General features: G+C 38.0%; 30 protein-coding genes and 1 pseudogene. 8 read left to right on the top strand and 23 right to left on the bottom strand.

The window, feature by feature from the left end:
* Positions 1-89: 89 nt before the first annotated feature.
* From PGP85_RS18940 to zapA, 3 genes are all read right to left on the bottom strand, one after another.
* The gene (locus PGP85_RS18940) at positions 90-2,450 is read right to left on the bottom strand and encodes an endonuclease MutS2 (RefSeq protein ID WP_270328871.1); all 2,361 of its coding nucleotides are present in this window, start codon (positions 2,448-2,450) and stop codon (positions 90-92) included.
* Between the two features lie 62 nt (positions 2,451-2,512).
* Positions 2,513-3,061 carry a CvpA family protein gene (locus PGP85_RS18935; RefSeq protein WP_010739583.1) on the bottom strand — a complete coding sequence of 183 codons (549 nt, stop codon included), beginning with the start codon at positions 3,059-3,061 and terminating at the stop codon, positions 2,513-2,515.
* Between the two features lie 12 nt (positions 3,062-3,073).
* On the bottom strand, positions 3,074-3,508 hold the full coding sequence (gene zapA / locus PGP85_RS18930; RefSeq protein WP_090407062.1) for a cell division protein ZapA: 435 nt from the start codon (positions 3,506-3,508) through the stop codon (positions 3,074-3,076).
* Between the two features lie 134 nt (positions 3,509-3,642).
* Between zapA and rnhC the strand changes: the two genes are divergently transcribed.
* Positions 3,643-4,545: a ribonuclease HIII gene (gene rnhC / locus PGP85_RS18925; RefSeq protein ID WP_010739585.1), complete on the top strand. Its 903-nt coding sequence runs from the start codon at positions 3,643-3,645 to the stop codon at positions 4,543-4,545.
* Positions 4,546-4,589: 44 nt separating this feature from the next.
* Here the strand turns inward: rnhC and PGP85_RS18920 are convergent, their stop codons facing one another.
* The 7 genes from PGP85_RS18920 to PGP85_RS18890 all read right to left on the bottom strand — a co-directional run bounded on the left by PGP85_RS18920 (position 4,590) and on the right by PGP85_RS18890 (position 13,772).
* Complete coding sequence (locus PGP85_RS18920) at positions 4,590-5,780, bottom strand: amidohydrolase family protein (protein WP_010739586.1); 1,191 nt, start codon at positions 5,778-5,780, stop codon at positions 4,590-4,592.
* A 115-nt stretch (positions 5,781-5,895) separates the two neighbouring features.
* A complete protein-coding gene (locus PGP85_RS18915; RefSeq protein ID WP_081631758.1) occupies positions 5,896-7,353 on the bottom strand; it encodes an amidase in 1,458 nt (485 codons plus the stop codon).
* Between the two features lie 531 nt (positions 7,354-7,884).
* Positions 7,885-10,359: an ABC transporter permease gene (locus PGP85_RS18910; protein WP_270328870.1), complete on the bottom strand. Its 2,475-nt coding sequence runs from the start codon at positions 10,357-10,359 to the stop codon at positions 7,885-7,887.
* On the bottom strand, positions 10,356-11,048 hold the full coding sequence (locus PGP85_RS18905; RefSeq protein ID WP_010739591.1) for an ABC transporter ATP-binding protein: 693 nt from the start codon (positions 11,046-11,048) through the stop codon (positions 10,356-10,358). Before PGP85_RS18905 ends, PGP85_RS18910 begins: the two co-directional genes overlap by 4 nt.
* A gap of 80 nt (positions 11,049-11,128) precedes the next feature.
* Complete coding sequence (locus tag PGP85_RS18900) at positions 11,129-12,034, bottom strand: sensor histidine kinase (protein ID WP_010739592.1); 906 nt, start codon at positions 12,032-12,034, stop codon at positions 11,129-11,131.
* Positions 12,035-12,041: 7 nt separating this feature from the next.
* The gene (locus PGP85_RS18895; RefSeq protein WP_010739593.1) at positions 12,042-12,719 is read right to left on the bottom strand and encodes a response regulator transcription factor; all 678 of its coding nucleotides are present in this window, start codon (positions 12,717-12,719) and stop codon (positions 12,042-12,044) included.
* A gap of 132 nt (positions 12,720-12,851) precedes the next feature.
* A complete protein-coding gene (locus PGP85_RS18890; protein ID WP_010739594.1) occupies positions 12,852-13,772 on the bottom strand; it encodes an SDR family oxidoreductase in 921 nt (306 codons plus the stop codon).
* Between the two features lie 116 nt (positions 13,773-13,888).
* Between PGP85_RS18890 and PGP85_RS18885 the strand changes: the two genes are divergently transcribed.
* Positions 13,889-14,455 (top strand): TetR/AcrR family transcriptional regulator, encoded by a 567-nt coding sequence (locus PGP85_RS18885; RefSeq protein ID WP_010739595.1) that lies wholly within the window; start codon positions 13,889-13,891, stop codon positions 14,453-14,455.
* 45 nt (positions 14,456-14,500) lie between these two features.
* Here the strand turns inward: PGP85_RS18885 and PGP85_RS18880 are convergent, their stop codons facing one another.
* The 6 genes and pseudogenes from PGP85_RS18880 to PGP85_RS18855 form a co-directional block, all read right to left on the bottom strand.
* On the bottom strand, positions 14,501-15,160 hold the full coding sequence (locus tag PGP85_RS18880) for an amino acid ABC transporter permease (RefSeq protein ID WP_270328869.1): 660 nt from the start codon (positions 15,158-15,160) through the stop codon (positions 14,501-14,503).
* Positions 15,160-15,996: pseudogene (locus PGP85_RS18875) on the bottom strand (transporter substrate-binding domain-containing protein). The gene PGP85_RS18880 and the pseudogene PGP85_RS18875 overlap by 1 nt, the downstream one beginning before the upstream one ends.
* Before the next feature lie 184 nt (positions 15,997-16,180).
* Positions 16,181-17,284 (bottom strand): lactate oxidase, encoded by a 1,104-nt coding sequence (locus PGP85_RS18870; protein ID WP_270328868.1) that lies wholly within the window; start codon positions 17,282-17,284, stop codon positions 16,181-16,183.
* 171 nt (positions 17,285-17,455) lie between these two features.
* The gene (locus PGP85_RS18865; RefSeq protein WP_010739599.1) at positions 17,456-17,773 is read right to left on the bottom strand and encodes a DUF1292 domain-containing protein; all 318 of its coding nucleotides are present in this window, start codon (positions 17,771-17,773) and stop codon (positions 17,456-17,458) included.
* A 16-nt stretch (positions 17,774-17,789) separates the two neighbouring features.
* The gene (gene ruvX, locus PGP85_RS18860) at positions 17,790-18,218 is read right to left on the bottom strand and encodes a Holliday junction resolvase RuvX (RefSeq protein WP_010739600.1); all 429 of its coding nucleotides are present in this window, start codon (positions 18,216-18,218) and stop codon (positions 17,790-17,792) included.
* Positions 18,215-18,484, bottom strand: coding sequence for an IreB family regulatory phosphoprotein (locus PGP85_RS18855; protein WP_010739601.1), 270 nt, complete (start codon positions 18,482-18,484; stop codon positions 18,215-18,217). Before PGP85_RS18855 ends, ruvX begins: the two co-directional genes overlap by 4 nt.
* A 252-nt stretch (positions 18,485-18,736) precedes the next feature.
* Here PGP85_RS18855 and PGP85_RS18850 point away from each other — a divergent pair, with 252 nt between their 5' ends.
* The 3 genes from PGP85_RS18850 to PGP85_RS18840 all read left to right on the top strand — a co-directional run bounded on the left by PGP85_RS18850 (position 18,737) and on the right by PGP85_RS18840 (position 20,288).
* The gene (locus PGP85_RS18850) at positions 18,737-19,204 is read left to right on the top strand and encodes a TspO/MBR family protein (protein WP_270328867.1); all 468 of its coding nucleotides are present in this window, start codon (positions 18,737-18,739) and stop codon (positions 19,202-19,204) included.
* Positions 19,205-19,416: 212 nt separating this feature from the next.
* A complete protein-coding gene (locus PGP85_RS18845; protein ID WP_010739603.1) occupies positions 19,417-19,866 on the top strand; it encodes a LytTR family DNA-binding domain-containing protein in 450 nt (149 codons plus the stop codon).
* On the top strand, positions 19,863-20,288 hold the full coding sequence (locus tag PGP85_RS18840) for a DUF3021 family protein (RefSeq protein ID WP_270328866.1): 426 nt from the start codon (positions 19,863-19,865) through the stop codon (positions 20,286-20,288). The genes PGP85_RS18845 and PGP85_RS18840 overlap by 4 nt, the downstream gene beginning before the upstream one ends.
* A gap of 21 nt (positions 20,289-20,309) precedes the next feature.
* On the opposite strand, the gene PGP85_RS18835 is transcribed toward PGP85_RS18840, so the two are convergent.
* Positions 20,310-21,044 (bottom strand): class I SAM-dependent DNA methyltransferase, encoded by a 735-nt coding sequence (locus PGP85_RS18835; RefSeq protein WP_270328865.1) that lies wholly within the window; start codon positions 21,042-21,044, stop codon positions 20,310-20,312.
* 239 nt (positions 21,045-21,283) lie between these two features.
* Here PGP85_RS18835 and PGP85_RS18830 point away from each other — a divergent pair, with 239 nt between their 5' ends.
* Both PGP85_RS18830 and PGP85_RS18825 read left to right on the top strand, forming a co-directional pair.
* On the top strand, positions 21,284-22,039 hold the full coding sequence (locus tag PGP85_RS18830; RefSeq protein ID WP_270328864.1) for an ABC transporter ATP-binding protein: 756 nt from the start codon (positions 21,284-21,286) through the stop codon (positions 22,037-22,039).
* The gene (locus PGP85_RS18825; protein WP_270328863.1) at positions 22,020-22,862 is read left to right on the top strand and encodes an ABC transporter permease; all 843 of its coding nucleotides are present in this window, start codon (positions 22,020-22,022) and stop codon (positions 22,860-22,862) included. The genes PGP85_RS18830 and PGP85_RS18825 overlap by 20 nt, the downstream gene beginning before the upstream one ends.
* Positions 22,863-23,149: 287 nt before the next feature.
* Here PGP85_RS18825 and PGP85_RS18820 read toward each other — a convergent pair whose 3' ends face one another.
* Positions 23,150-23,341: a hypothetical protein gene (locus PGP85_RS18820; protein WP_270328862.1), complete on the bottom strand. Its 192-nt coding sequence runs from the start codon at positions 23,339-23,341 to the stop codon at positions 23,150-23,152.
* A gap of 227 nt (positions 23,342-23,568) precedes the next feature.
* On the opposite strand from PGP85_RS18820, the gene PGP85_RS18815 reads away from it, so the two are divergent.
* Positions 23,569-24,096 (top strand): hypothetical protein, encoded by a 528-nt coding sequence (locus PGP85_RS18815; protein WP_270328861.1) that lies wholly within the window; start codon positions 23,569-23,571, stop codon positions 24,094-24,096.
* A gap of 166 nt (positions 24,097-24,262) precedes the next feature.
* Here the strand turns inward: PGP85_RS18815 and PGP85_RS18810 are convergent, their stop codons facing one another.
* From PGP85_RS18810 to PGP85_RS18790, 5 genes are all read right to left on the bottom strand, one after another.
* The gene (locus PGP85_RS18810) at positions 24,263-25,270 is read right to left on the bottom strand and encodes an N-acetylmuramoyl-L-alanine amidase (protein ID WP_270328859.1); all 1,008 of its coding nucleotides are present in this window, start codon (positions 25,268-25,270) and stop codon (positions 24,263-24,265) included.
* Positions 25,271-25,280: 10 nt separating this feature from the next.
* A complete protein-coding gene (locus PGP85_RS18805; protein ID WP_270328858.1) occupies positions 25,281-25,478 on the bottom strand; it encodes a phage holin in 198 nt (65 codons plus the stop codon).
* Positions 25,479-25,489: 11 nt separating this feature from the next.
* Positions 25,490-25,732, bottom strand: coding sequence for a hemolysin XhlA family protein (locus PGP85_RS18800; RefSeq protein ID WP_010746269.1), 243 nt, complete (start codon positions 25,730-25,732; stop codon positions 25,490-25,492).
* 64 nt (positions 25,733-25,796) lie between these two features.
* Positions 25,797-25,922, bottom strand: coding sequence for an XkdX family protein (locus PGP85_RS18795; protein ID WP_251868153.1), 126 nt, complete (start codon positions 25,920-25,922; stop codon positions 25,797-25,799).
* 1 nt (position 25,923) lies between these two features.
* The gene (locus PGP85_RS18790) at positions 25,924-26,373 is read right to left on the bottom strand and encodes a hypothetical protein (protein ID WP_270328857.1); all 450 of its coding nucleotides are present in this window, start codon (positions 26,371-26,373) and stop codon (positions 25,924-25,926) included.
* Positions 26,374-26,377: the final 4 nt, after the last annotated feature.

Genomic DNA, 26,377 nt, shown 5'->3' with positions numbered 1-26,377 from the left:
ATGCTTTGAATTAAACATCCTTTTTTCTTACTAAAAGTAGTATATCACGGTCGCTTTCTCTACGCCACTCTTCTGCTTACACTTGTAAACTATTTAAAAGTTACCACTGTTGCACCGCTACCGCCTTGATTTGCAGGAGCAAATTCAAAACTTTTGACATTGCGATTATTTTTCAAATAATCAGTGATACCTTTGCGCAATGCGCCTGTCCCTTTACCATGAATAATTCGAACTTGTGCAAAGTTTGCGAGTAACGCTGCATCGATATATTGGTCAACTTCAGCAAGCGCCTCTTCATAACGTTTGCCACGTAAGTCTAGTTCTGGTTTCACACGAGCGCTAGCTCCTCGCTGTACACCAGTGATCACTCGTTGTTTTGGCTCTTCAATTGGTGTAGTCAGTGTCATATCCTCTTCCGAAACGGTCATCTTCAATATACCTAATTGAACTTGCCATTCGTTGTCGCCAACTTTTTGAATTAAAGTCCCACGTTGACCATACGTTTCTACGATGACTTCATCATTTTGCTTAAATACCTTTTTAGCCTTTGCTTTTTGCAATACCTTGTTTTTCTTCAGATGTTCGTCTTGTTTTAAATCAGCTAATTGTGTTTTCGCATCAATTAATTGATGTTCCTTCACATTTCCCTGTCCATCTAGTTGCATTTGACGGATTTCTTTGATGATTTTTTCGGCATTTTCTTCCGCCTCGCCAACAATTTTGTTGGCTTCTTTACGAGCTTTTTCAATTTCATTTTCCCGTTCATCGAAAAAGTAACTATAGGCATTTTTTAAATCGCGATACAGTTTTTCTGATTCAGCCACATAATGGCGTATCTCTAAATACTCTGTCTCTGTTGCCTTTCGTTGATTTTCCAGATCGGAAATCATTTCATTCAAATCTTGACTTTCTTCATCGATGATCTGCTTAGCATTTTCTATCACCATTGAATCCAGACCGAGTCGTCGAGAGATTTCAAAAGCATTACTGCGTCCTGGAACCCCGAATAATAAACGATAGGTTGGACTTAACGTATCTACATCAAATTCCATGCTGGCATTAATCGTATTAGACCGATTATAACCGTATATCTTTAATTCAGGATAATGGGTTGTTGCCATGACATATGAAGACTTCGCCCCAACTGCATCCAAAATCGCAATCGCTAGTGCCGCACCCTCTTGCGGATCGGTCCCAGCACCAAGTTCATCAAATAGAACTAGACTGTGCTCATCGATTTTATCTAAGATTGAGACAATATTAGTCATATGAGAAGAGAATGTTGATAAGCTTTGTTCGATAGACTGCTCATCCCCGATATCTGCGAAAACCTCATCAAAGATTCCCATTTCGCTCTCTTCAGCGACAGGCAGCGGTAGGCCTGCTTGTCCCATCAATTGTAAAAGCCCTAGTGTTTTCAAGGAAATAGTTTTACCACCAGTATTCGGTCCGGTAATAACAACCGCCTGAAAATCTTGACCAATCATAAGATCATTTGCTACCGCTTTTTCTTGATCCAATAATGGATGGCGAGCCTGCTTGAAGTACACATGATTTTCCTGATTGATCACTGGCACAATTGCTTTCAAGGCTTTTGAAAAGCGTGCTTTTGCATTCATTAAATCAAAACGCCCCAATACATAAGCGTTGTGTAAAATATCTTTGCGAGGAGCCACCAGTTCAGCTGATAATTCTGCTAAAATCCGCTCAATCTCCGTTCGTTCAGCAATCTGCTGTTGACGCAGCCGATTATTTAGTTCAACGATTTGTTTCGGCTCCATAAATAAGGTTTGTCCAGAAGCGCTTTGATCATGCACTACTCCGCCAAAGACACCGCGATATTCTTGTTTCACAGGAATTACGTAGCGATCATTTCGCATCGTAATTAATGTATCACTTAGATATTTTGTATTCTTGCCTCGTATCAAACCATCCAATTGTTCACGAATCGTTTGCTCGCTTCGTCGAATTTGACTACGAATTGTGCGTAATTCTAAAGAAGCTTCATCGCGTATACGACCATCTTCCTCCACCGATCTACGTAATTTTCCGCTTAACTCGGGCAGTGTTGTTAACTGGTCTTCCCAAAAATAGATTCGCAGAAAATCCAACTCACTATCTTTTAAATCATCAATAAAGCGGACTAACTCACTAGTCGTCGAAAGCACTCTAGAAACTTCTGCAAGTTCTAAACCATTCAAATTTGCGCCAATTTCAATTCGTTTCATATGCGCCTTAATATTATTTAATTTGGGGATTGGCAAGCCGCCGCGCAGACGCTGAACCTTCATCCCATCCTCGGTTTCCTCAAGCCATGACTGAACGGTTTTCCGATCGCTAGAAGGAACCAATTGGCGAAGCTCTTCTTCCCCCTGTTCGGTTGTTAAATATTGATAAATCATTTTTTTTACTTCTTCAAACTCTAAAGTTTTTAGAATGCGTTCATTCATTTTTTCACCTTCTATACATAAATAAACCGAAACCTGTCAAACAGCGTCCCGGTTTTTTTACTTTATCCAATAATTTTTGTAACCCATAAATTGTTAAACTGAGAACTTAAAAATAGAGAATGCTCAATCACAAAACGTGCAGGCCAACTATTGCTCAACTGATTTTGAACCACTGCCATGGGTACAAAGCTAACCAGTTTTAAAAGCAAAAAGATGACAACATAACATATGATTAATTGTAAAATACCAGCGACAATCCCATCATATTGCGGAATTATTACTTTAAATAGTAAATCTTTGAAAAATATTGCGATGATGTGTGTTGCCAGCCAGCCAACTACTAAGATCATAACAAAAGCTACGCCTGCATAAAAAGCCTTGTCCAGATTAAAAGCTTGCTCAACAGAGTAGTAGACCATTTTAGACTCGCTTGTAACGGATGGGTATGGTACAAATAAATCTAATTGCGAGCCCAATCTTTGATAAAACATTCTCGCAACGATAAATGATACTAGATACCCGATCGAAAATACTATCTGATAGGCCGCACCACGTCGATAACCCACATAAAAAGATAGCAATAGTGCAAATAAAATTACCAATGTCAACATAGTATCCCTCACTTATTTATTTGCCGCTCTTTTTTGAATCTCACGTTTACGGTTTTCGTTGACGATTTGTTGCGCTTCTACATGATTCCGAATCGGAACATTTTCTTTTCCGTTTTTTCGCATGATTTCTTTTGCTTCGGCTTCAATTGCTTCAATTTTCTTTATGCGATTCTCTAATTCTAAATTGTGAGCAGCCTGCCCATCAAGTGTGAATTGCTGTTTTTCTAACTGCATTAGCGCCTCTTGTCTTTTTAATTGATCTGAGACTGCATTAATTGCCAACAACATCGCAGCCTTTTCTTGTGTGATTCCAGGCGATAAAGACATAATTTCATTTAACTGTTCATTGACTAAAGCAGTAACCATATCCATATGTTGCTTGGATTCTTGTCCAATGATAGTATAAGTCTGACCGGCAACGATTGCCTTATAGCGATTTTGCGCCATACTGATCAACCTTCCTAAATCGATTTTTTTAATGTTCTGGTAACAAAAATACTAATATATTATATGCTAAAACCCATCATATGTACAACTTTCATCAATTATCGCGAATTAACTTAAAGAAAAGAGAAAAAATTATGAGTTCAGCTGTATTAAAACTATCCAAAAGCGAGATTCAAAAACTGAAAACCTACTATACAGATTATTTATTAAACAAAAAGGTTCCTTACAGTGATTTTTCCGCCAAAAAAAATGGCATAAGCATAACGGCCTATACTTCAGGCAAGGTTTTGTTTCAGGGAAACAATGCGGAACAAGAAGCCGCTCGCTGGGGAAATGCAACTGGTTCGCCCGCAAAAAAAAGCAGCAATTTACCCAAAAACTTTGCCTCGCTTTCCGTTCTCGGTAGCGATGAAGTTGGTAATGGCAGCTACTTTGGTCCGCTATGTGTCTGCGCGGCCTATGCGGACAAAGAACAGCTTGCCGTGTTAAAACAGCTTGGTGTAAAGGATTCGAAGATGCTGACAGACGATCAAATCCGTAAAATGTCAATCACGATCAAAGAACTAATTCCTTATCGGTTGCTGGTTGTTAACCCAGAGAAGTACAATGAGATTCAGCCGAAGTATAATGCTGTTCGCATGAAAGTCGCTCTGCATAACCAAGCGATCCGTTTATTGTTAGAACAAATTGCTCCAACGAAACCAGATGCGATTTTGATCGATCAATTCACTTCAGAAGCTAATTACATGAAGTATGTTAAACAAGAACCGCAATGGGTTGAAGAGAAAATTTATTTCGTTACCAAAGGAGAACAATACCATCTTTCTGTTGCAGCAGCTTCAATTATCAGTCGAGCAAGTTTTCTTGAAGAACTGGATAAAGCTTCTCTGGAACTAGGGAGGAAAGTTCCTTCTGGTGCAGGCAAACCCTCTGATGAGCTTGCAGCAAAATTACTCCGTCAAGGTGGAATCGACTTATTAAAGAAATATGTCAAACTACACTTTGCTAATACTGAGAAAGCACAAAAAATGGTTTAACCAATAACTCCCCACCAAAATGGTCATCATGGTGGGGAGTTTGTCTATATTTCCACGCCGGCTAAGAAAACCTGCTTAACATCACGCAATGCTTCAATATTTTTAGTCGCGTCACCCTCGACAATCAAAATATCCGCTTGCAATCCCGCTTTTAACTCCCCAGTAACTTCCGATAACTCAAAGACCTTAGCAGGATTTTGTGTCGCAGTTTGGATTGCTTCAACTGGTGTTAGTCCATAACGCACCATCAATTCTAATTCTTCCACTATTGGTACACTTGGTGCTTCTAGCATAACCATGTCTGTTCCCGCCAAAATAGTTACACCTTTATCATAAATTGCTTTGAAGTTTTGCGAATAAGCTTCAACAGAACTTTCAAAGAAATCTAAATGATGGGAATAGGTTTCGGTAGATTGATTGGAATGATCTATTCCAACTTCTTGAACTTTTTGATTGTATTCAGCTAGGAAATGATACGCAAACATCGTCGGCGTCCAAGATTGATGATTTTTCGCCATTTGTTCTCCTTGTTCTACTGTTAAGAAGTTACCATGCTCAATTGTATCAAAACCAGCATCGATGCACATTTGAATCCCTGGTTGAGTTCCCGAATGTACAACACACTTCATTCCGAGACGATGAGTCTCCTCTACGCCTGCGTTCAACTCCTCTTGAGTGAACTCACAAATATCATCGCGATTAGTCGTTAATAGTTTGATCCAATCAGCACCGTCTTTCTTTTGTCGACGAACTGTGTGACGTATATTTTCTACACCATCAACTTCTTCAATTCCATCCTCATGACCATGCCCCCCAGTAATACAGATGCCGCGATCCGTATGCAGAATTCTCGGTGCCCTAACAAACCCTTTTTCTGCAGCTAGCCGCAGCGTTTCCAAAAGAAATCGAGGTCCGCAGCAATCACGAATCGTTGTCACTCCTTTTGCAAGACATGTTTCCGCCTGTTTTTGTGCGTAATATGCAATCATAAAATCGTTGTACCGATGTAAATCGGGTTGTGTCCAATAATAGCCCAGATGGATATGGGCATCCATTAACCCCGGCAAAATTGTTCCATCACCATAATCACGAATCTCTGCCTGTGGGAACTCCTTAAATAGTTCCTCCGCATTTCCTACAGCTAAAATCGTGTCCTTAGCGTATACGACCCCACCATTCTCAATGATGGTTTTTCCGTCACCAAGGATTACTCTCTGTGCCCTCAATAAAATCATTTTCCTACTCTCCCTCTTATCGAAACGTTTTCATTTACTCCTTCAAGTGTACCAAAAGAACCATAAAAATTGATAGTCAATTTTTATGGTTCTTTTAGTAAAGATTATTCATATTTTATTGATAATACTCTGGCAGTTTGAACCCATAACTTTTTTCAAATAATTTTCCTATTTGCAGGAGCAAGTCTTCTCTTCCACGTGCCGCTGTAAACTGAATTCCTAGCGGCAGACCTGTCTTTGCAAGATATGTTGGTAAGCTAATGGCTGGCTGGCCCGTCAAATTAGCCAACTGCGTGTATGGCGTAATCTGCAAACTTCGTTCAAACATTTGATCAATCAAATGAAGCAGTTCGTTTTCTGATAATAATGCGGAAGCTTCCAAAGCATCACGGATTTCATCACTTTGTAAATCATCATTTATCTTAGGAGCAGTTGCTGCTGCGGTTGGCGTCAGCAACAAATCATACTCTGTAAGCAAGGTTTCCATTTTAAAAGCTGCTTGATCCCAGAGATTTAATGCGTTGACAAAATGGCTGGCTGGAACTTTTTTACCATATTGATAGATTCCCCATGTCATTAACTCCATATCGTTCTTTTCTACAGGTCTGTTTAGTCCCTGTTCTATTCCCGCAAACATCGCAGCAGTTTCCGCACCATTCATTAAATAGTAACTAGCTATCAGTGCTTTTCCATCAACTGGATAAGAAATCAATTCTACTTGATGTCCCTGCTCTGATAAAAAGTCGCACGCCTTCTCCACTGCCTTGATTGCTTCCGGAGTAACTTTTGAATTAATTGGAGAATCAATGATTACTGCTATTTTCAATTTCTCTTGTTGAGCGGCCTTAGTATGCTGCCATTCTGTTTTTGGGGCCTGATACGGTGCCGCACTATCAATGCCTCGCATCCCATAAAAGAGTCTCTCCGTATCACGCATTGAGACGGTCAAGGCAAAATCAATCGCCGCTCCTTGCCAGCCCCGCCAACCGCTCGGCCCTACAGGCATTGCTCCCCGAGTCGGTTTCAAACCGATTAGTCCGCAAAACGATGCTGGAATTCGAATTGAGCCGCCGCCATCGCTTGCTCCCGCTATTGGAACAATTCCTGAAGCTACAGCGCTGGCAGCACCACCACTAGATCCGCCGGAAAAATAATCAAGGTTCCAAGGATTTTTTGCCGGACCATATATTTGTGCATCCGTAACATTTTTAAATCCAAATTCTGGTGCATTGGTTTGAGCGAATGGAATCAAACCGTTTGTTATTAGTCGATTAGTAAAGTTACTGTTACGACTGGCACGGTGCTCCAAAAATAATTTAGACCCCGAAGTACTCAACCAATTCTTTTTTTCTTGTCCTAACATTTTTAACGGGATCGGCAGACCCGCGAAAGGACGGTTCAATAAATCTTCTTGTTTTTGATATTCTGCGAGTGCATCTTGATCCATCATAGTAACGAAAGCATTTAACATTGGATTTTGTTTTCGTGCCTTTTCTTCAAAAGCTTCCAGTAATTCTTGAAAACTTATTTCTTTATTTCGTAATTTCTCAGCCCAATAAACCCCGTCTTTCAACATCAACACCTCTTCCATTTTTTTATTCATTATCACAAATTCCCTTTGAGAATACTAGCAACTGACTCCAATTATAAAAAAGAACTCTAACACAATGATAATTATCGTCAATAAATTATTCTGTTTTATACAGATTAAGAGGTGATATTAGATACATCTAAAAAGAATAAAAAACCCGATGAATCAGATCTCAACGATCCCTTCATCAGGCTCTACTACTCTTATATTAATTTTTTTCCAAAACGTCATACTCTGGGACATGAGCAAAAGAACAACCGCGCTCCTCAACAAAAATACTGTAAGAATGGTACGCTCTTCTAGGAGAATGAGCAAAATCTGCAAACTCAATTACGCCAGTCAAAATATCATTCGCAATTCTAAATTGTACACTATCGTTCAAAGAAAATTTTAAAGGTGGCAAATGTCCCATAGATTACACATCCAATCTTTTATTCTTACTTATAGTTTAACAACTCAGCTGAGTTAATTTCATATTTTACCTAAAACTAACTGGAAATCAAGAAAAAAGAATTATTCTTTGATTCGCTCAGCTAAACTGTGTTTACTAGATGACCTCATTACCAGATAAGGTGTTAAAAGACAGATTGCGAGCATTAATATTAAGGATATTCCGATTTCTACTATGGGAAAATTAAAACTAGCATAAGTTGCTGACTTTTTAACGATTGAAAATAGAATGTACGTGACACCTAATCCAAAAGTCATTACTAACCCGCTAACAATCAGTGCATAATACCCACCCTCAAACATCAACACCTTATTCGTTTGCTTGCGAGTCATACCGATGCTTTCTAAGGTCGCCAATTCTTGTTTTCTGGCTAAAATACTCGTGGTGATAATATTGACGAAATTTAATAACCCGATCAATGCCAAAATTAGAGCCAAAGTATTCCCTAGCATTCTCATGGTACTGATTTCTTCAACCGCTCGTTTTTTCATTTCTAATTTTGTCATTATTTTATAGACCGATTGTTCATCAATAAATTGTTGGAACTGTTCAGAGACTCGATCAGCATTCTTATCTTTCAAATTGAAATAAGCATTCCAAATTCCTGCATCCGGTGCAATTTTGTCTAGATACTGCTTTGATACAAACATCGGTGGTGCTCCGCGAGTCTGAAATTCCAAATAGTCATTGGGGATAAAACCACCGATTTTGATTTGATGCTTCTGCTTGTCGCTAGTAGTAAATTGTAAATCCGAAACATTTGCAAAATCTTTTGGTTGATAAGATTGCACAAAAGCAATCTTTCCGTTCTCAAATGCTGGTTTATCAAACGATTTTTGGTCTTTTTTTGTGAGCAACTTTTCTAATTCATCTGAATCAATGCTGATTACTTCACCGTTAAAATTATTCGGATCAATCTGCTTCTCGTTAATCTTGGAATACTTGAAAAATTGATTATAGGACCGAATATAATTCGAAAATTTTTGCTTGTCATAAGTGACCGAAACAGGCGCTGAAAAATATAATTTTGCTGAGGTAATATTATCGTTTTCCTTTGCCAGCTGGGCTAAACGTTGACTTACATGCTGCTTTTCCAACATTTTTGATTCAGATGAGTCTTTCTCGAATTGAGTGTAGCTTGGGCTGATCACAATATCATAATCCATTTCGCTTAGTACGAATTTCTCAAAATCCATACTCTTAACAATTGAATTGACCGCTACAAAAGAAGTAATCCCTAATGTCATGGAAATGATAACTACTAATGCACGTTTTCTATCACGAAAGATGTTTCGCCAAGCCATTAAATATAATTTACCGCCATTGCGTGAGCGAACATCACCTTTTCTCACTTTTGACTCTGTAAAATTGATGGCTGATACTGGTGAGACCCTGACTGCGTAATTTGCTGGTTTAATCGAGCTTAAGAGCATCACTAACAATGCGAATAATCCCGCACCCAGATAAATCAGTGGTCGTGTCGAAACCACTACGGCTTCTGAAAAATTCGTTGCCTTCATGACTACAGGAATCAAAACGTGCGAAATAGCAAATCCAATAATTAATCCAGAAGGAATACCAACAGCAGATAAAAGCAATGATTGATTAAAGATAATTTTCCTGAGCTGTTTCTTTGTGGTACCCAAGGCCTTTAATAATCCATAAAAACGAATATCATTGGCAATTGAAATGTACAGAACATTATAGATCAGCAAACCTCCAGAGATTAGAATGATCGCCAAAAACATCCCTACTCCGATAATAACTGACGTTGCACTTTGCGAGGATTCTCTCAACGTCGTTTTTATTTCTTGCATTTCGGTCAGCTTTAATTTTTTTGCGAGAGCCTTGTTTTGTTTTCCAAGATTGTTGCTGTCTTTATATTTAATCGAATAGGTTTTGCTGTTGACTGCTGTCCCATACTTGTCGGCAAACGACTTTGAAACTAAAACATAACTAAAATCAACTACACGCGCAATCACATATTCTTTATAATATCCTGATAAAACAAATTCCTTTTGATACATTTTGCCATCTATCTGACACGGCAAAGAAATTTTTTGACCAATTTTCGGTTGCGTTATTCCCAGCTCTTTTAACGCAGCCAGCGGTGCCATCAGCTCGTTATCCTTCTCTGGGAACTTGCCAGTAAAATTATTGATGGCCTCTTTTCTAAGTCCGTTCCATTCGTCCTTGCTATACCAATGTAATGCCATTTGAACTTTTTTATTCTTTAATCGCTGACTATCAACCGCACCAACCGTCTGCTGTGTTCCGATTATTTCGATAGAAGGATCTTTTTTTAAAAGTTGAACCTGCCTTTTTGTCAGATCATTGAGATTTGCATCAGCTACTGTTCCCACTCTTTGGACGGTTTGCTTATTACTAGCTTCAATAAAACTCATCCCTAATCCAATGACCGATGTAATCAACAAGGTGGTCAATGCAAGTGCTAAGATAACAAAAAGATTTCGTCTCCGATTATTCCTAAAACTGTTTATCCATAAATTGTGAATCGCCTGCCGTTGTTCTTTCATGACCAATCACCGCCTGTTACACGTATATCAAATAATTTTCCATCTTCAATACGAATAACTCGATCGGCCAATTGTGCAATCTGATCATTATGAGTAATCATTATGACTGTTTGATTAAACTTTTTTGCCGATTGCTTTAACAAACCCAGAACATCTTGGCTGCTTTTACTATCTAAATTTCCTGTGGGTTCATCTGCAAGTATGATTGCCGGTTTTGCAGCCAATGCTCTGGCAATCGCAACCCGCTGCTGTTGTCCGCCTGAGAGCATTGCGGGCAAGCTGTTTTCTCTTCCTTTTAACCCTAACGTTCCAATGACTTCTTCGACAAACTCTTCATCGACTGTATTCCCATCTAATTGAATCGGCAAAACGATGTTCTCGTACACACTTAAAATCGGTACTAGATTATACTGTTGGAAAACAAATCCGACATTTCTTCTTCTAAAAATCGTCAGTTCCTCTTCGCTTAAATTTTCTAATTGCTTTCCTGAAACTTCAATTTTCCCTGTCGTTGGTCGATCCAAGCCTCCCAATAGATTCAACAATGTACTCTTTCCTGATCCCGAGGTACCAACAATCGTTACAAACTCTTTGTCCTCGATCACCAAATTGACATTATCAACTGCATGAACTTGGTTTTCCCCTTCACCATAAGTTTTTGTTAGATGACTCGTTTTTACTACGTTCATACCAACAACCTCCCTTCTTCATACTCTCAATATAGCAAGGGACTCTTACAGCAGAATGTCAGTCTTCGACAATAAATCTGTCAATTCTGTAAGAATAGCGAGATCGTAGTCACTTCGGACTGTGAATCAGCCAATACATATCCTCCCTGCGCTTCACAAATCAATTTTGTCAGATACAGTCCAATACCAAATCCTTCTATTGTATTCCGATACTGCGATCCGCGATAATATTTTGAAAAAAGATTGGGCAACTCTTCTCTAGAGATCGTTTTGCCTCGATTTTTGATGGATATTCTAGTATATGAAATCAAACGATCAATCGATAGCTCAATTTTTGAATCTTCATAAGCGTATTTCAATGCATTTTCTAGTACATTGCTGATTGCCTCACGAGTCCATTTGACATCGTGAGGAAGCTCATAATCATTTTCGTTAACGATGAAACGTTTTTTTTGATACTCTTTTTCACTGTTTTGATGAATTGCCTGTTGAATCGTCTCATTGATTTTTTGATTTACTATAGTTAATTGCATCGATTCCGTTTCAAACTTTGACATATGCAAAAATTCTTCTACCAGCCAGTTTAAACGATTGGAGTCGAAGGACAAGCGAGCTAGAAACTCTTGCGATTCACTTGCAGTTAGCTGATCACTTTGTAATAGTTCCGCAAACATGACCATACTGGTAATCGGTGTTCGCATTTGATGTGCAGCATCAACCATCAATTCCTGCACTCGATTCTTTTCACGTTTCGCTGTTTCTTGGTACTGTTGATTTATTTCTGCGATCCTTAGCGTTTTAAAGATCAATTTACTTTCTTGCCCCTCTTGATAAATTGTTGCATTTTCTGGATGATCGCCTTTCAAAACAGCGTCCAAAACTTCTTCGATATTGGATAATTCTTCCTCGTGCTGCTTTCGCATTTGAAATAAAAATAAAATCAGTATCACTAAAAAGAATAGAATGGTGAGAGCATATAAAAACATTCTACATTCACTCCTTTTTCCAGGTATATCCTACACCTCGAACAGTCTCGATGTATTGCGGATTTTTTGGATCATCTTCGATCTTCAAGCGGATTCTGCGAATATTTACCGATAACGCGTTTTCATCAACAAACTTCCCTTGATCATCCCATAACGTTTCAAGCAGCAGCTCTTTTTCTAATACAACTCCTGCATTCTTCATTAAATAATTAATCAAACGAAATTCTGTCGAACTCATTGGGATTTCCTGATCATTTTTAAACAATCGATGCGTATCCAAATTTAAAACAAAAGGAAGCAGTTCAATTGTTTTCGCGCGATCAATTTGCTTTTTAACTATTAATGCGACCTTTGCTTTCAAAATTGCCAAAGAAAATGGCTTGGTCAAATAATCATCTCCACCAATCGACAATCCAGTCAGAATATCAGACTCTAAATCATGCGCCGTCAAGAAAAAGATTGGAGCAGTAGAAAATGTCCGAATTTTTTTACAAAGTTCAAAACCGTTACCGTCAGGAAGAGTCACATCTAAAATAATCAAATCTGGTGATGTATCTTTGATCAACTCAATTGCTCCTGATACACGACTGTTTATCAAAACTTGATAGCCTTCCTGTTCCAAGTAAAAGGAAATTCCTCTGCGAAGATTTTCGTCATCTTCGATCAAAATGATTTTCTTTTTCATCCTATAGTCCTCGCCTTTTTTGTTTATAGCTTTTATTATCCTGTTTCTTAAGCCATTTATCAATGTTCGATCGGTTTCATGATGAACAAAAAGGCAAGACCCATTTAGGATCTTGCCTTCGAACAGTTGTTATTAGTCAACAATCATCGATGACCGATGATTCTCTTGAGTATTTTCAATCGCTTGTGCGTATTGTTGAACAAAATCTGCAAGCTTTACTGTGCCAACAGTTGTGTTGTCTTCATTGAGGGCAGCATAAATGTCCGCAGAACTTTTTTGATATTTACTAGTTTTTACAAACGCCTCAACGATGGCTTCGGGTACATGGTTGGCTAACATTCCCTGTTTCATCTGTTCATCTGTAATTTCGATAAAATGCAAATCTGAAATCTTCGTGACTCTAGCTAGTTCATCGATGAAATCTTTCAGCGAAAATGTATCACTGACAGCAAATCGAACGCTGACTCCTTTTGGCGTATCCAAGATTAAAGGCAAAACAACTGTTGCAATATCACTTGGAGCGACATACTTTTGCTTAACATCTGCTGGTATATTGGAATAAATCGCATGTTCATTCTTAATACTATTTAGGTTGCTGTATAGATTGTTGTAAAATCCAACCGGTCTGACAAATGCAATGTCAACGTTAGTCATTTTTTTGAGTTCGTCTTCCAAATAATGGTAGGCATGTAACGAACCCGCCTCGGGACCGGCGTCAGCCCCTACACTGCTTAATTGAACAATCTTATGAACATTTGCATCGGTAATTGCTTCTCTGAATATTATTGCTTGTCTCTGCATCTCTCGATTTAAATCAACCCCAGCACCCGCGCCAGAAATCATTAAATAAACGACGTCCATTCCAGTGAATATCTCAGTTAAAAATGTGATATCCGTCATTGTTCCGACTGCTGGTATTGCCCCCAATGCTTCAATTTGGGAGACTCGTTTATCTGTCGAGGTGACCACAGTAACCTCATGGCCTAATTTGATCAATTCAGGAATGACATAACTGTTAATATTTCCAAGTGAACCTAGCATTGCGATTTTCATAAATCGTTCCTTCTTTCTGTTTTAAAAAAGATAGACATATCTTTAAAAGAATTATAAAAGATAGAATTATCTTTGTCAATCTTGAAATACTGTAAAATTCGTTTTATACTATTGTTATGAAAAAGAAAGATAATACAAAAATCGTAAAAATATTAGATGCTACTGTCAAAATTATCCTGAATGAAGGTGCGGCTGCCGTTTCCACAGTGAAGGTAGCGAAAATCGTAGGCATCGCGCAATCCAATGTCTATCTATATTTCAAAAATAAAAATGACTTACTTTTGAGCGCCTATCAGCGAGAACTTGATCAGATAAAATCAATGGGAGATATAGAATCCTTAAATGACCAGAGTATTCCAATCAAAACAAGGATCGACAATTATGTTCATTCAGTCTTTGACTACTCGATTCAACATCCAGATGGTTTGACCCTAATTGAACAAATCAAGATGTTGAATATTTCGGGAGATCATCTTTATGATAATAATACGATCGTTACTGACCTATTGAACGAAGCGATTGAGGTCGGATATTTAAAAAAATTACCAGTCAATTTACTAATGGCTACAGTTTTTAATGTGATGCACCGCCATGGATTGAATATCAAAGAAGGTCTCTACGATGAAAAGGAATATCCTTACGAATTGATTGCGCAGTTAGTTCTAGATGCGATTAAAAACTAAAAAAAGCCAAGGATTCACGACAATAATCGTAACCCCTTGGCTTTTTTACACGTATTTTTTTTGAAAGGATTTTTCTAGACGATGTTGAATATGCCCAATGCCGATACAAAGCAGCCAGTAAATTAATGCGACTAAGATGTACATCGATAAATAATCAAAGGTTCGTCCACCAATGATTTTCGCTTTTTGAAAAATATCCGGCACCGTGATCATTGCCGCTAAGGAGGTTCCCTTGAGAAGATCCATCGCTACATTGCTCAGCGCTGGGATTGAGATACGGATTGCTTGCGGCAAAATGATTGTTCGCATCGTTGGAAAGAACCGGTTGCCTAAAGCGTACGCCGCATCCCATTGTCCCGCATCAACCCCTGCAATTGACCCGCGGTATATCTCTCCAATAAAAGCGCTACTAGTCAAACTAAAACAAATGATCGCCGCTACTACCGCATTCAGTTGAATAGGTAATCCAAAATATAGCAGAAACAATAGTACTAGCGCTGGGGTCCCACGCAAAAAAGATAAATAGAAACGAACGAAAATTTTAACGGGCAGCCATGGAATAAATCCCAGCACTGTCATGACTATTCCGAGCAAATTGCCAAAGAAAAATGCAGCCAGACTGATTCCTAATGTATAGCCCAATCCGCTCAAGAGAAAAGGAATCGACTCCACCATTAATCGCAAATCAATCGTTGGAATAAACATTAGTCCGCTGAAACTTTCTCAGTTACTTCTTGTTTTGGTTTTACCGAAACATCCGTACCAAAGTATTGATTTGAGATTTTCTTGAGCGTCCCATCTTTTTTTAACGCGGTCAAAGCATCATCGATTTTAGCTTTTAAGGCTTGATTCTTTTTAGCGAACAGGAAGCCAGTAGAGTTCGCATTGAAATAAACATCTTCCAAAATTTTAACAGGAATATCTGGTAAAGCGCCTATAGACATCTTTTGTAAATAATAATCATTAAGAATTACATCAGTACGTCCATTTGCTACATCGGTCAAGTATTGATCGTTTGTAGCATTATCATAAGTCACAGCTTTTGCTCCGTACTTTTCGGCTAACTTCATATAGCTGGTATTCGGCTCACCTGCTGCCTTCTTACCTTTCAAATCATTCAAGGAATGAATTCCTGAGTCATCGCTTTTTCTTACGATCATACTGTCAAAAGAGTGTTTGATTGGTGAGGACAATGAAAATTTCTTACCGCGCTCTTTAGTCATTCCAAAATCATTTGCCGCAAAATCTGCCTCGCCACGATTGACCGCAGTTACTTGTCCATCGACATTATATTCTTTAAAATTGATCTTCAAATCTAATTTTTTAGCGACTGCTTTTGCAACATCCACATCATAACCAACCAACTTATTCTCATCATTATAATAAGATGAAGGAAAAAGTGTTCCTGACGTTGCCACCGTTAACTCTTTTTGATCTTTTACTTTTGTTCAGCTATCATCCTCACTGGATTGACCGCTTCCACAAGCTGTCAAAATAACTCCTGCTGTAACAAGTGCTAAACCTACCAACCATTTTTTCAACACTATCGTCTCCATTCAATATAATTTATAAATATCGATTTATTTATACCATAAAAGAACATCAACGCGTAGAAACTTGCCTATGAAAAACAGTTATTATTACAGATTTCATCAAAGATAAACGTGTGTTAGAACAACAGTAAAATAACGATAGATATTTTGTGGGATAGTTTTTATAAAAGAATTATAAATATCTGTTTTCTCGTAAAGTAATTTTCTTAATATCATTTACTGTCTGTGCCCCCGCCAACTGCATCACCATTTCCAATTCTTTTTTGAAAAAATCAAAGACTTGTTGAACACCTGTAGCGCCGCCTAATGCCAATCCATAAATTGCTGGACGCCCAATCGCGACAAGATCTGCACCAGAAGCGAGAGCTTTGAAAACATGCTGGCCACGGCGCACACCGCTATCAAAAACAATCGGAGCTCTTCCTGCCGCAGCTTCCGCAACATATTCCAGCGAATCAAAAGAAGCTGGCCCACCATCTAATTGACGACCTCCATGATTTGAAACCCATAATCCTGAAGCGCCAGACCCCAAAGCTCTCTCTACATCCTCTTCCGACTGGACTCCTTTTACATAAACAGGTAAATCTGAATAACTGGCAATGAATTCAACATCCTTTGGACTCAATTTTTGTTTCGATGAGCCATAAACAGCATCCATTGTTTGTCCGATACCAGATTGATATGCTTGAACGATGGGCATTGCCAGCGGAAAAGTAAAATTATTCCGACGATCCGTCTCACGATTCCCCCCAACCGTTGCATCAGCTGTTAGGACAATTGCCTTTGCGCCGTTTCGCTTGGCCATATCTAAAATATCACGATTAATTCCATTATCCTTACTCATATAGAATTGAAACCATTGTGGAGTGTTCGCTCCTCCGGCCTCGCGAATTTCCTCTAGTGTGCATGAGGCATACGAACTGGCCGTGTAAATTGTTCCGAAACGTGCAACTCCTTTTGCTGATGCTCTCTCGGCAGCTACGTTCGCTAACCCATGAGCGGCTACCGGTGCCATAATGATCGGCGCACTCAACTGTTCTCCTGCAAATTTTGTCGTTGTGTCTGGCAATTCTACATCTCGCAAAACATGAGGAATGATCAGTTTATGATTAAAAGCCTTTTCATTTTCTCGATACGTAAAGATATCTCCCGCACCGCTGCTGATATAACCATACCCGCCTTTTGGGATGACCTCCTTTGCAGCTTCCTCTAAATCGTACATATTAATAAAATCGATGGCACCTTCCGCTGTACTCGCCTGATAAATCATTTCCATCTAAATCCCACCTTTAATTTGATAACGTTTACAAAAATAATGTTACGCTTACTGTCGACAGGTGACAAACGATTTGTTTGCACGGTATTTTTAATGATAAATCATAAATATTTAGCATAATTCCGAAAAAAAAACGGAACCTTAATTACAAGGCCCCGCTTTTAAAAATTTCTATTCTTCTTCAGTCATAAAGGTGTTGAAGACTTCTTCAATCATATCCCATTCAGCATCTGTTTCGATTTGTTGCAATTCGCCTTCGCTGCCGTCTTCATTTTCAACGTATGCATAGGCCTGTAATTCAACGTCCTCATCTTCAGGTGCACCTGCTGGATAAAGCAGTACATAGTTGCGTTTAAATTCTTCTTGACCATCAATTGTCAAAAGAATTTCGTATAGCGTTTCATTTCCTTCGTCATCTACTAAAGTAATCACTTCGTGTTCCTCATGATCATGCTCGTGATCGTGGTCATGTGTGTGTTCATGTGCCATAATTTATTCCTCTTTTCTAAAGTTTGTTGCTGGTGCGGTCAAGATAATTTTGTAAGATCATGACTGCTGCAAGTTTATCGATAACTTTTTTTCTTTTCGAACGTGATACGTCCGCTTGCTCTACTAACATTCGTTCAGCCTGTACGGTGGTTAACCGTTCATCTTGAAAATCGACTGGCAAATCAAAAAGTGCTTTGATTTTTTCGCCATAAGCCATAGATGCTTCCGCCCGTGGTCCGATCGAATTATTCATATTTTTAGGAAGTCCCACTACAAACTTAGTAACTTGGTACTCTTTGACAAGCTCTCCTAAGCGTTCAAAGCCAAACTCCCCTTGTTCTTCGTCGATTCGGATAATCTCGACGCCTTGCGCTGTCCAACCAAATGGATCACTTACAGCGATCCCAACAGTTTTTGAGCCGACATCTAGTCCCATTACTCTCATCGAATATCAATACCATGATCTTTCAAATAGTATTTTACCAAAACTTCCATGACTTCATCGCGTTCGTGACGACGAATCAAGTTTCGGGCATCTTGATAACGAGGAATATACGCAGGATCGCCTGATAATAAATAGCCGACGATTTGGTTAATCGGGTTATAGCCTTTTTCAGCTAAAGCATTATAGACAATCGTCAGTGTTTCGCTAATCTCTTTCTTACGATTGTCATCAAAATCAAAACGGACTGTTTCATCTGTGTATCCCATTTTCTCACACCTCTCCTTGAAATTATCAACAATTACATTTTACTAAAAGAAGACAAAACTTACAAATTTTGCAAGTTGCCAATCTCTTGGCTTTAGAAAATCTTCCGAATTATTATAACATGCTTTCACTAAGAATATGTTGCTTTTCTCAAGCATCTTTTTTTCTTTTAAGGATAATGCTCGTTATACTTAATAAGTAACAGGTACTTCAGAATGAAATTCTAACCTATAAAAAACAAAGGAGGTCGTAATATGTTAAATAAATTTTTGAAGTTACTCGCGTGTATTATTGGTGTAGAACTAATCGGTTCCATCTCCGGATTTTTTGCTGGCGATATTCCCACTATATACGCTCAGTTAAATAAGCCCTTCTTAGCACCCCCAGGGAATATCGTAGGTCCTATCTGGATAGTGCTATATGCGTTGATTGGTCTAGCACTATTTTTAGTTCTCGACAGCAAGGAAGCTCGAAATAAAACGCGGGCCTATCTTCTCTTTGCTATCCAACTGATCCTTAACTTTATTTGGAGTATTATTTTCTTTGGTGGATCTCACTTTTGGATTGCTTCATTTATCAGCTTGTTACTATTGATTAGTATCATTTTCAGCATTCGAGAATTCCGCAACATATCGATGGGCGCAGTAATTTGTTTTGTCCCATATCTAATTTGGATTATTTATGCCACTTATCTTTCATTTGGTTTGGCCTTTTTAAATTAGAAAATTTAAAGACATCAGACACGCGCTGATGTCTTTTTAGTTTATCGAAAGAACTCACCAACCTAAGTGTCCCACACACCATACCTCGTTTCCGTATAACGCTGCAAAATCATATTTCTCATTCTTACCACCTCCTGACTCGATTTGACCTTTGCTGATAAGACTTGCTATACTTTTTAAGAATAGAAACCACTTATAGAAAGGGTGCCGAATTGAAGACATCTGTTGAAATCATTGAAACATCTAAAGAAGAGCGTGTTGACTTTAAAGTTCATGAAGTAACAGATACGCTGCAAAATGTTTTGGCTATTCTTAAAGAGGAAAAACTTTTTTTAGTCGGTGAAGAAAATGGAGATCACTACAAGATTCCTTTCTCAAAAATTCTGTATATAGAAGTAGTAGATAAAAAGAGCTTTATTTATACTAAAAACAGAGTGTGTCAGAGCACTGAAAAACTGTATCAGCTTGAAGAAAAGCTGCTTCCCCATAAGTTTATTCGAGTCGGCAAGTCAATGCTGCTTAATATCGATGCTATAAAAGCCGTTTCCCCTACGTTAAGCGGACGCTTTGAAGCCACTTTGATTAACGATGAACGAGTCGCCGTTTCAAGAAAATATGTTCCGGATTTGAAAAAGGGCTTAGGAATGAGGAAACGAATATGAGAATAGTCGAGTATTTAAAAAATGTGTTTCGATTGTCATCTATGATCTTTACTCTATTAGCCGCGATAAATTTACTTATTGATAAACAAACATTATTCGAAATCATTGAATATATGCTGGTTGTTTCCGTAATATCTGGTTTGCTGCATTTTATTATTGAAGACAATGAGAATTATACAAATCGGCGAATTGTTTTAAATCAACTTCTCTACATCGGACTGATTTTCATGCAAATCATTATCGGTGATATTTGGTATAGGTGGGATTTAGGCGTTGTGGGTCTCATAAAAAATTTTGGAATTACTTTGTTCATTTATGCCTTTATCAAATTTTTCATCTACAGCAACGATAAAAAAGAAGCCGCTGAAATAAATCAACAAATTCAACTAAAAAAAAGAACAAATGAAAGAGAATCGGAGTAATCTGATTCTCTTTCATTTGTTTTAACGAGCAACAACAATCAGTCGTTTACTTTTCTGATCATAGGGACTTCTATCATAATCCCCATAAATTTGAATTTGGTTGAATCCCGCGTTAGTCAGCAATGAACGGTATTCCTCATCGAGAATAATTTTATAAACGATATCGTATTGATTACTTTCCATCCGCTTTGTTGAGTGATACAAATCCAATACATGAATTGTTTGAAACTGATCATCCTGTTCCTTTACGAACACGCGCGAAAAATCCTCCCGATTCACCACCACCTCAATCGCCGGCAACGACAAATTGTAGTGAGTCGTCCCCTGTGTCAAAATCAGCAGGCCCTTATCACTTAATCTTGCCTTCATTGATTTAAGAGCAGTTATCAAATCTGTCTCCGAATGCAAATGCGGCAGGGCAGTTGTTAGACAAACGACAGCATCGAATTTCTCCATGTAGACTTTTTCTAAATACCGGAAATCACACTGTTGCAGCGGAAGTTCTTTCCCCCTTGCAGCTAAATTCTTTTCTGCCATCTCCAGCATCGCTTCAGAATAATCCGAACCTGCAACATCTAACCCCATCTCAGATAGTATATAGAGATGTTGCCCGGTCCCACAAGCACAATCTAAAATACTTTGGATTCCAAACTCACTGAACAGTTTTTCAAAAAAGACCTTTTCTGCACCAAGATATTCATTAATTTCCCCAAACTCATCATAGTCATAAGCAAATGTACGATACTTATCCTCCATCCTTCTCACCCCACACCAATTTTTCTCATTATATCAAATAAGTCTCGTCAATTTTGCTCTCTCACCTATTTTGTTCATCTTAGAAAGAGTTAACGACCACTTGGAGAAATCTCGTTGTTTCAGTTAGAGAACTTGATTATAGTGGGTTTATCAAGAAGAACACAGGCTTTGAGCCGGACACCACTGACATCTTGCGGTGAAAATAGTTCAACTAAAAAAATAGAATAGGAGTAATCATTATGACAGAACTCGTAAAAATCACAAATCTAGGAAAGCAATACAATCAGCAAGAAGTACTAAAAGCCATTTCGTTTTCTATTATGGAGGGAGAATTATTTTCCATTCTTGGACCTAATGGTGCAGGAAAATCAACGTTAATTTCATTGATCCTCGGCCTAACAAAACCGGACACTGGTGACATTCTATTTGAGGGAGTTCAACTCGATTCCGATTCTATCCAACATAAATCCATGATCTCCGTAGTTTTTCAAAATAGTATTTTAGATTCAGATTTATCGGTCAGAGAGAATCTATTCTTACGTGCCTATTTTTACACCAATAATTGGAAGGAAGCCAAAAAATTAGCGAAAGAAAAATTGGCCGATGTACAAGCTAGCCACCTCTTAGATAAACGTTACGGTGTGTTATCTGGCGGTGAAAGAAGAAAAGTCGATATTGCACGAGCGTTGTTGAACACACCTAAATTATTATTCTTGGACGAACCAACAACTGGACTTGATATCAGTTCGAGAGCTGAAATGTGGCGATTAATCCATCAATTAAAAGAAAAATATTCCATGACCATTGTTTTGACCACGCATTATATGGAGGAAGCAAGAGATTCCGACAATATATTGATGCTGGATGGTGGAAAAGTGATGGCTTATGATGCGCCAGAGATGCTGAAACAAACGTATCAATGCTTAACACTAGAAGATGTCTTTTTAGCAATCATCGAAAAAGGGAGAGAAAATTATGAATGCATTAGTCTATAGAGGTCTATTATTATTTTTCAAAAACAAACAAGCCGTGATCGGTTCATTTATCGGAGCACTGATTATGATTATTTTATATGTCTTTTTACTGGGTGACTCTTTAGTAAACTCATTATCAGTACTTTCTCATCCTAAATTGGTCGTGGACACATGGATGCTGGCAGGTGTTATTGGTATCTCGTCGGCAAGCTCTACTCTTGGCTCAGTCAGTTTGATGATCCGTGACAAAGAACGGAGTGTTTATACTGATTTTATGATTTCACCGATTTCAAAAAGCAAAATTATGCTTGGTTACTTCTTTAGTACTTTCCTAATCTCATTATTAGTTACTTCCGTCGTAATCATCGTTGCTGAAATTTATATTGTTACTCTCTCAAAAGGAACATTATTATCCTTGCCCCAATTTGGGTTGCTATTTCTTGTAAGTCTTTTGACAGTTTTTTGTTCATCGGCTTTCATGTTCTTTATCGCCAGCTTTTTCCGTCGCATTGACACCTTTTCAACCATGACTTCTATCATTGGTCCATTGATCGGTTTTTTAACGGGCTGTTATGTTCCTATCGGCAGTCTGCCTGAAACAGCTCAAACGGTTGTCCAGTACTTCCCATTAACTAGTGGTGTCGTTCTGATTCGCCGTATTCTAACCGAAAATGTTTTTACCGCTGCAGATAAACCAGCGATGGACACGATAAAAGAAGAATTAGGCATTGTGATGAATGGACAAAACGACGTTCTGCTGCCTATCGTAATTTTAATTCTCTCAAGCTTTCTATTCTTAGCACTCGCTCTTTGGAATGTTAAACGAGTAGAAGTAAAACGATAATTTTTTAATGCAAAGAAAAACTCTTGAGGTTGCCCTCAAGAGTTTTGCGAGTTTGGATTAGTAAAGTTCTAAATATTGATTTTGCGGAATAACAGTTATTCTCAAATGCTATAAAAAACCGTTTTAACGGCGTTTTATCAGATCAATTAATGATTGTTATTTGCTAACATTGGCAAGCAACTGCCCCTTTTCTGCCCCTTTTTTATGCATAAAAATAAACCCTCTACAACCAACTAAGGCTGTAGAGGGTGTTTTAATAATAGTTTATATTGGATTTTCTTCATCATTTACTCTACAATAAATTCTCGCTTTATATTTTTAAACTCATCATCAGAAAGCAACTTAGCTATCACTTTTTTAGTAAGGTCAATATCTGGATAATATACCCCATAGCCTTCATTCAATGAGAACAAAATAATTTTTCTCAACTCTCTTAACTCAGAATCATTGAGGAGTATCCTTTCATTAGTTTTATCCATGAAAACTACCTCCATTCGTGGTATAATATTATAAAGGCAATTCATGTAGAGCTTTCACTTTTGCAGGGTGGGCTCTTTTTTATTTTATCATAAATGCAAGCCCTCTACGATTGTAGAGGGTGTTTTCCTTTACTTAATATCGTGATACCAACGTGCTTCAAAGACACTAAATTACCAAAGGGATATGTGGTATCATAAAATATAAATAATTCTTGAAGGAGAACACCATGGAATCATTTCAAAACAACCACTATATTTTATACTGGTTGTTTCAAATTTTAACTTTTGTTGGAGTATTCACCATTCTTCAGTGTTTTATATACTTTATGCAACCCTATGAGTATGAAAGCATCACTATAAAAAATGTTGATAAAATTGATAAATCAGATATCTATAACGATTATGATGTTATTGAAGAAATTGATTTTGACAAGGGAAATAAATTTCCATACCATAAGACTATCATTATAAGTCCGCAGGATTCACTAATGAGCGGTATTCAATTTGCAGAGCTAAGTAATGATATGAGTCATTTTAAAAAGTCAAATATCCAGTTTAGAACAAGTGAACTAGAACCACAACAATACTTGCTTTTAAGGGTTCCTACTATGGATATGGCTGGTAGAATTAAAATTAACTTCAAAATAAATTATAAAAAGGGATCATATGTATTTTCTCCAAATATGAGAAATGGTCATGAAGATAAAGTCGTTCTTAAAGTAAATAAAACTTTAACAAGCTTCATTAATAAATAATCATTTTTTTGATAGATATAAACAAAACAATCCTATAGCGATCAATACTGCTCCTAGTATAAATGTTTTAATAAATTCAACATTAGTTAACAAACCAATAAAAATCTGCTTCATAATTAATTACCTTTTAACTCCCTTTGCTATTTTGCAAAGGGAGTTCTTTCTTTTATTTAATATCGTGATACCAACGAGTTTCATAGAAATCTTGGAAACTGCCAGCTGTGTTACCCTTTGGATCGTTCGTTGCACGCGTCATAACAATGACTGATTTGCCACTAAATTGTTTTGCATTAAAGTTCACATCATAGCCGACATTACCAGTTGTACGATATGCTGCATTCACATCAGGACGTGCAACACCTGGTGCTTTTTGACGCGCTAATTCTTTGCCAGTGGTACGATCAATAATAAATACATATTGATACTTGTAATTAGCGATATGCCACCCACGCGCCTTCAAGGTGTTCCCGATTCTCCCCCATTGATCAACATGAGCATGGTTTCCTTTGCCATCGTTCATTACAGAATATCCTGATCCTGCGGTAGTTGGATCTACAGGTTTGCTTGGAGTCGGTGCAGGTTTGTTCTCGTTTGATTCAAATCCATACTTCACATCATGTGCAAATTGCGCTTGTGAGACACCGTGACTTGCTAAATAGCCATACGGGTCCGTATGATCGCCCCACCAATTCGTAGAAATGTATTGGTGGCTGATGACCCCTTTGCCGCCTACTGGACTGTCTACAGTAAGAGGAATATTAAACCGTTTCGCACTGTCACGAATTAATTCAATGTAAACTTTATAATTCTGTCTAAAGAGCGTTGGGTTGGGCGTTGCCTGTAACTCGATTTGAACTGGCGAATTCGCATTGGCATAAGAGCCGCCTCCATACTGTACATAACCTGGTTCACCAACTTGGTAGACAATACCGTCACCAACAATATAGCTAGTGTAGGCATTCATCCAATTGCGCTTCATAAAGGTAGCTTCGTTACGTCCTGTTGCGCTAGGATTTGCAGTATCATGCGCCACAATATAATTTGGATTTGCTTGAATTGAACTCCCCTCGCCAGGACCTAAATTAAATTCGTTGTTGACTGTGTACGCAAACCCATTAATAGGCAATAAAAAAAGAGCCAGTAAAAGGCTCAGTAACGTAATTTTCTTTTTCATGTGATTCCTCCTATTTTTTCGAATTGTATGCTGAGACACCTGTAACTACTCCTAAAAAAGTAGCTACAGCATTAATTGTTAGCACAGTCATATCCGCGCCACCCCAACCGTATCCTTTTCCAAGTGTGCCAACTAAAACAGATGCAGCTGGCAACACCGTGAGAACCGCCCATTTAATAATTTGGTAATACTTGTCCGGTAAAATCATTTCGAACCCCCCTATAATTTCGTTAAAAAATAGCCAATAATTGTGATGCCTAAACCGATCATGTACCCCCATGACCATTTGTTATTTGCTTTAATTTCTTTGATGTCATCAGCATTGTTGAGTGCAATAGAATATGCGTGATCCGCCACATCTTTCGCAGCATCCGCCTTCTCTCTCAATGCCTCGTAATTATCAAGTTTTGTTTCAATGCGCACTAAGCGCTCAATAACATCTTGTGCAGTATCATCTTTCAAAACTCCCCCGCCTTCCAACTAAATAATTAGCCCCGTTAAAAACGAGGCTAAAAAAATAAACCTGTTAAGGTTTTCCAATAATTTGATCAGCTTCTTCATCCGTAATACAAATCGGCACGAACTCGCGTACTTGGTCCTCGTTAAAGCATCCCCAGTCGAACATCATTTTTACATCGTCAAAACTAAACATATTATTTTCCTCCTTCTTTGTTTTCAGTAGTTAATTGAGCTTTTATTTCAGCAATGTCTTTGCTATTTTGAATTGATGCTAACATTGTTTTTGAATTGATCTGAGCTAAATTGTCTGCTTTTTGTTTCAATGTAGTGTTCTCTTTGACTAGATTAATGTCATTAAGCATTAGTTTCGCATTTAGTTCAGTCGTTTTTGCTTGTTTATCAGTTAATTGAATATTTTCATTTTTAACAGTCGTGTAGAAGTTTTCTAGTAAAGCTAGTTTCTCAGTGTTAGCCATGTATTCTACTGGACGCCATACGTTCGATTTCACATCGAAGAACTGTAACATTTGATCACGAGCGGGATCAGGAACGACTTCCGTGTATGGAAATTTCACTTCGAAATCCTCTTTTACTTCTGTTTGACTGCATCCAAATGGATACAAAATTTCGTAAATTGTTTTCATTTTT

Origin of the sequence: Enterococcus malodoratus (genome assembly GCF_027659535.1) — a bacterium.
In the GTDB taxonomy this organism is placed as follows: Bacteria; Bacillota; Bacilli; order Lactobacillales; family Enterococcaceae; genus Enterococcus_A; species Enterococcus_A malodoratus.
Note: the sequence above shows the minus strand (reverse complement) of the source record. Positions and strands in the feature narration are given on the sequence as shown.

What these genes read in the sequence shown, in the direction of transcription:
- PGP85_RS18900 (WP_010739592.1), bottom strand. Translation starts at nt 12,034, where the DNA reads ATGTTTTTATATGCTCTCACCATTCTATTCTTTTTAGTGATACTGATT.
- PGP85_RS18840 (WP_270328866.1), top strand. Translation starts at nt 19,863, where the DNA reads ATGAGAATAGTCGAGTATTTAAAAAATGTGTTTCGATTGTCATCTATG.
- rnhC (WP_010739585.1), top strand. Translation starts at nt 3,643, where the DNA reads ATGAGTTCAGCTGTATTAAAACTATCCAAAAGCGAGATTCAAAAACTG.
- PGP85_RS18805 (WP_270328858.1), bottom strand. Translation starts at nt 25,478, where the DNA reads ATGATTTTACCGGACAAGTATTACCAAATTATTAAATGGGCGGTTCTC.
- PGP85_RS18880 (WP_270328869.1), bottom strand. Translation starts at nt 15,160, where the DNA reads ATGTTTATTCCAACGATTGATTTGCGATTAATGGTGGAGTCGATTCCT.
- PGP85_RS18790 (WP_270328857.1), bottom strand. Translation starts at nt 26,373, where the DNA reads ATGAAAACAATTTACGAAATTTTGTATCCATTTGGATGCAGTCAAACA.
- PGP85_RS18895 (WP_010739593.1), bottom strand. Translation starts at nt 12,719, where the DNA reads ATGAAAAAGAAAATCATTTTGATCGAAGATGACGAAAATCTTCGCAGA.
- PGP85_RS18810 (WP_270328859.1), bottom strand. Translation starts at nt 25,270, where the DNA reads ATGAAAAAGAAAATTACGTTACTGAGCCTTTTACTGGCTCTTTTTTTA.
- PGP85_RS18905 (WP_010739591.1), bottom strand. Translation starts at nt 11,048, where the DNA reads ATGAACGTAGTAAAAACGAGTCATCTAACAAAAACTTATGGTGAAGGG.
- zapA (WP_090407062.1), bottom strand. Translation starts at nt 3,508, where the DNA reads ATGGCGCAAAATCGCTATAAGGCAATCGTTGCCGGTCAGACTTATACT.
- PGP85_RS18795 (WP_251868153.1), bottom strand. Translation starts at nt 25,922, where the DNA reads ATGTTTAGTTTTGACGATGTAAAAATGATGTTCGACTGGGGATGCTTT.
- PGP85_RS18935 (WP_010739583.1), bottom strand. Translation starts at nt 3,061, where the DNA reads ATGTTGACATTGGTAATTTTATTTGCACTATTGCTATCTTTTTATGTG.
- PGP85_RS18830 (WP_270328864.1), top strand. Translation starts at nt 21,284, where the DNA reads ATGACAGAACTCGTAAAAATCACAAATCTAGGAAAGCAATACAATCAG.
- PGP85_RS18855 (WP_010739601.1), bottom strand. Translation starts at nt 18,484, where the DNA reads ATGGGATACACAGATGAAACAGTCCGTTTTGATTTTGATGACAATCGT.
- ruvX (WP_010739600.1), bottom strand. Translation starts at nt 18,218, where the DNA reads ATGAGAGTAATGGGACTAGATGTCGGCTCAAAAACTGTTGGGATCGCT.
- PGP85_RS18910 (WP_270328870.1), bottom strand. Translation starts at nt 10,359, where the DNA reads ATGAAAGAACAACGGCAGGCGATTCACAATTTATGGATAAACAGTTTT.
- PGP85_RS18820 (WP_270328862.1), bottom strand. Translation starts at nt 23,341, where the DNA reads ATGGATAAAACTAATGAAAGGATACTCCTCAATGATTCTGAGTTAAGA.
- PGP85_RS18885 (WP_010739595.1), top strand. Translation starts at nt 13,889, where the DNA reads ATGAAAAAGAAAGATAATACAAAAATCGTAAAAATATTAGATGCTACT.
- PGP85_RS18870 (WP_270328868.1), bottom strand. Translation starts at nt 17,284, where the DNA reads ATGGAAATGATTTATCAGGCGAGTACAGCGGAAGGTGCCATCGATTTT.
- PGP85_RS18940 (WP_270328871.1), bottom strand. Translation starts at nt 2,450, where the DNA reads ATGAATGAACGCATTCTAAAAACTTTAGAGTTTGAAGAAGTAAAAAAA.
- PGP85_RS18920 (WP_010739586.1), bottom strand. Translation starts at nt 5,780, where the DNA reads ATGATTTTATTGAGGGCACAGAGAGTAATCCTTGGTGACGGAAAAACC.
- PGP85_RS18825 (WP_270328863.1), top strand. Translation starts at nt 22,020, where the DNA reads ATGAATGCATTAGTCTATAGAGGTCTATTATTATTTTTCAAAAACAAA.
- PGP85_RS18815 (WP_270328861.1), top strand. Translation starts at nt 23,569, where the DNA reads ATGGAATCATTTCAAAACAACCACTATATTTTATACTGGTTGTTTCAA.
- PGP85_RS18850 (WP_270328867.1), top strand. Translation starts at nt 18,737, where the DNA reads ATGTTAAATAAATTTTTGAAGTTACTCGCGTGTATTATTGGTGTAGAA.
- PGP85_RS18890 (WP_010739594.1), bottom strand. Translation starts at nt 13,772, where the DNA reads ATGAAAATCGCAATGCTAGGTTCACTTGGAAATATTAACAGTTATGTC.
- PGP85_RS18835 (WP_270328865.1), bottom strand. Translation starts at nt 21,044, where the DNA reads ATGGAGGATAAGTATCGTACATTTGCTTATGACTATGATGAGTTTGGG.
- PGP85_RS18865 (WP_010739599.1), bottom strand. Translation starts at nt 17,773, where the DNA reads ATGGCACATGAACACACACATGACCACGATCACGAGCATGATCATGAG.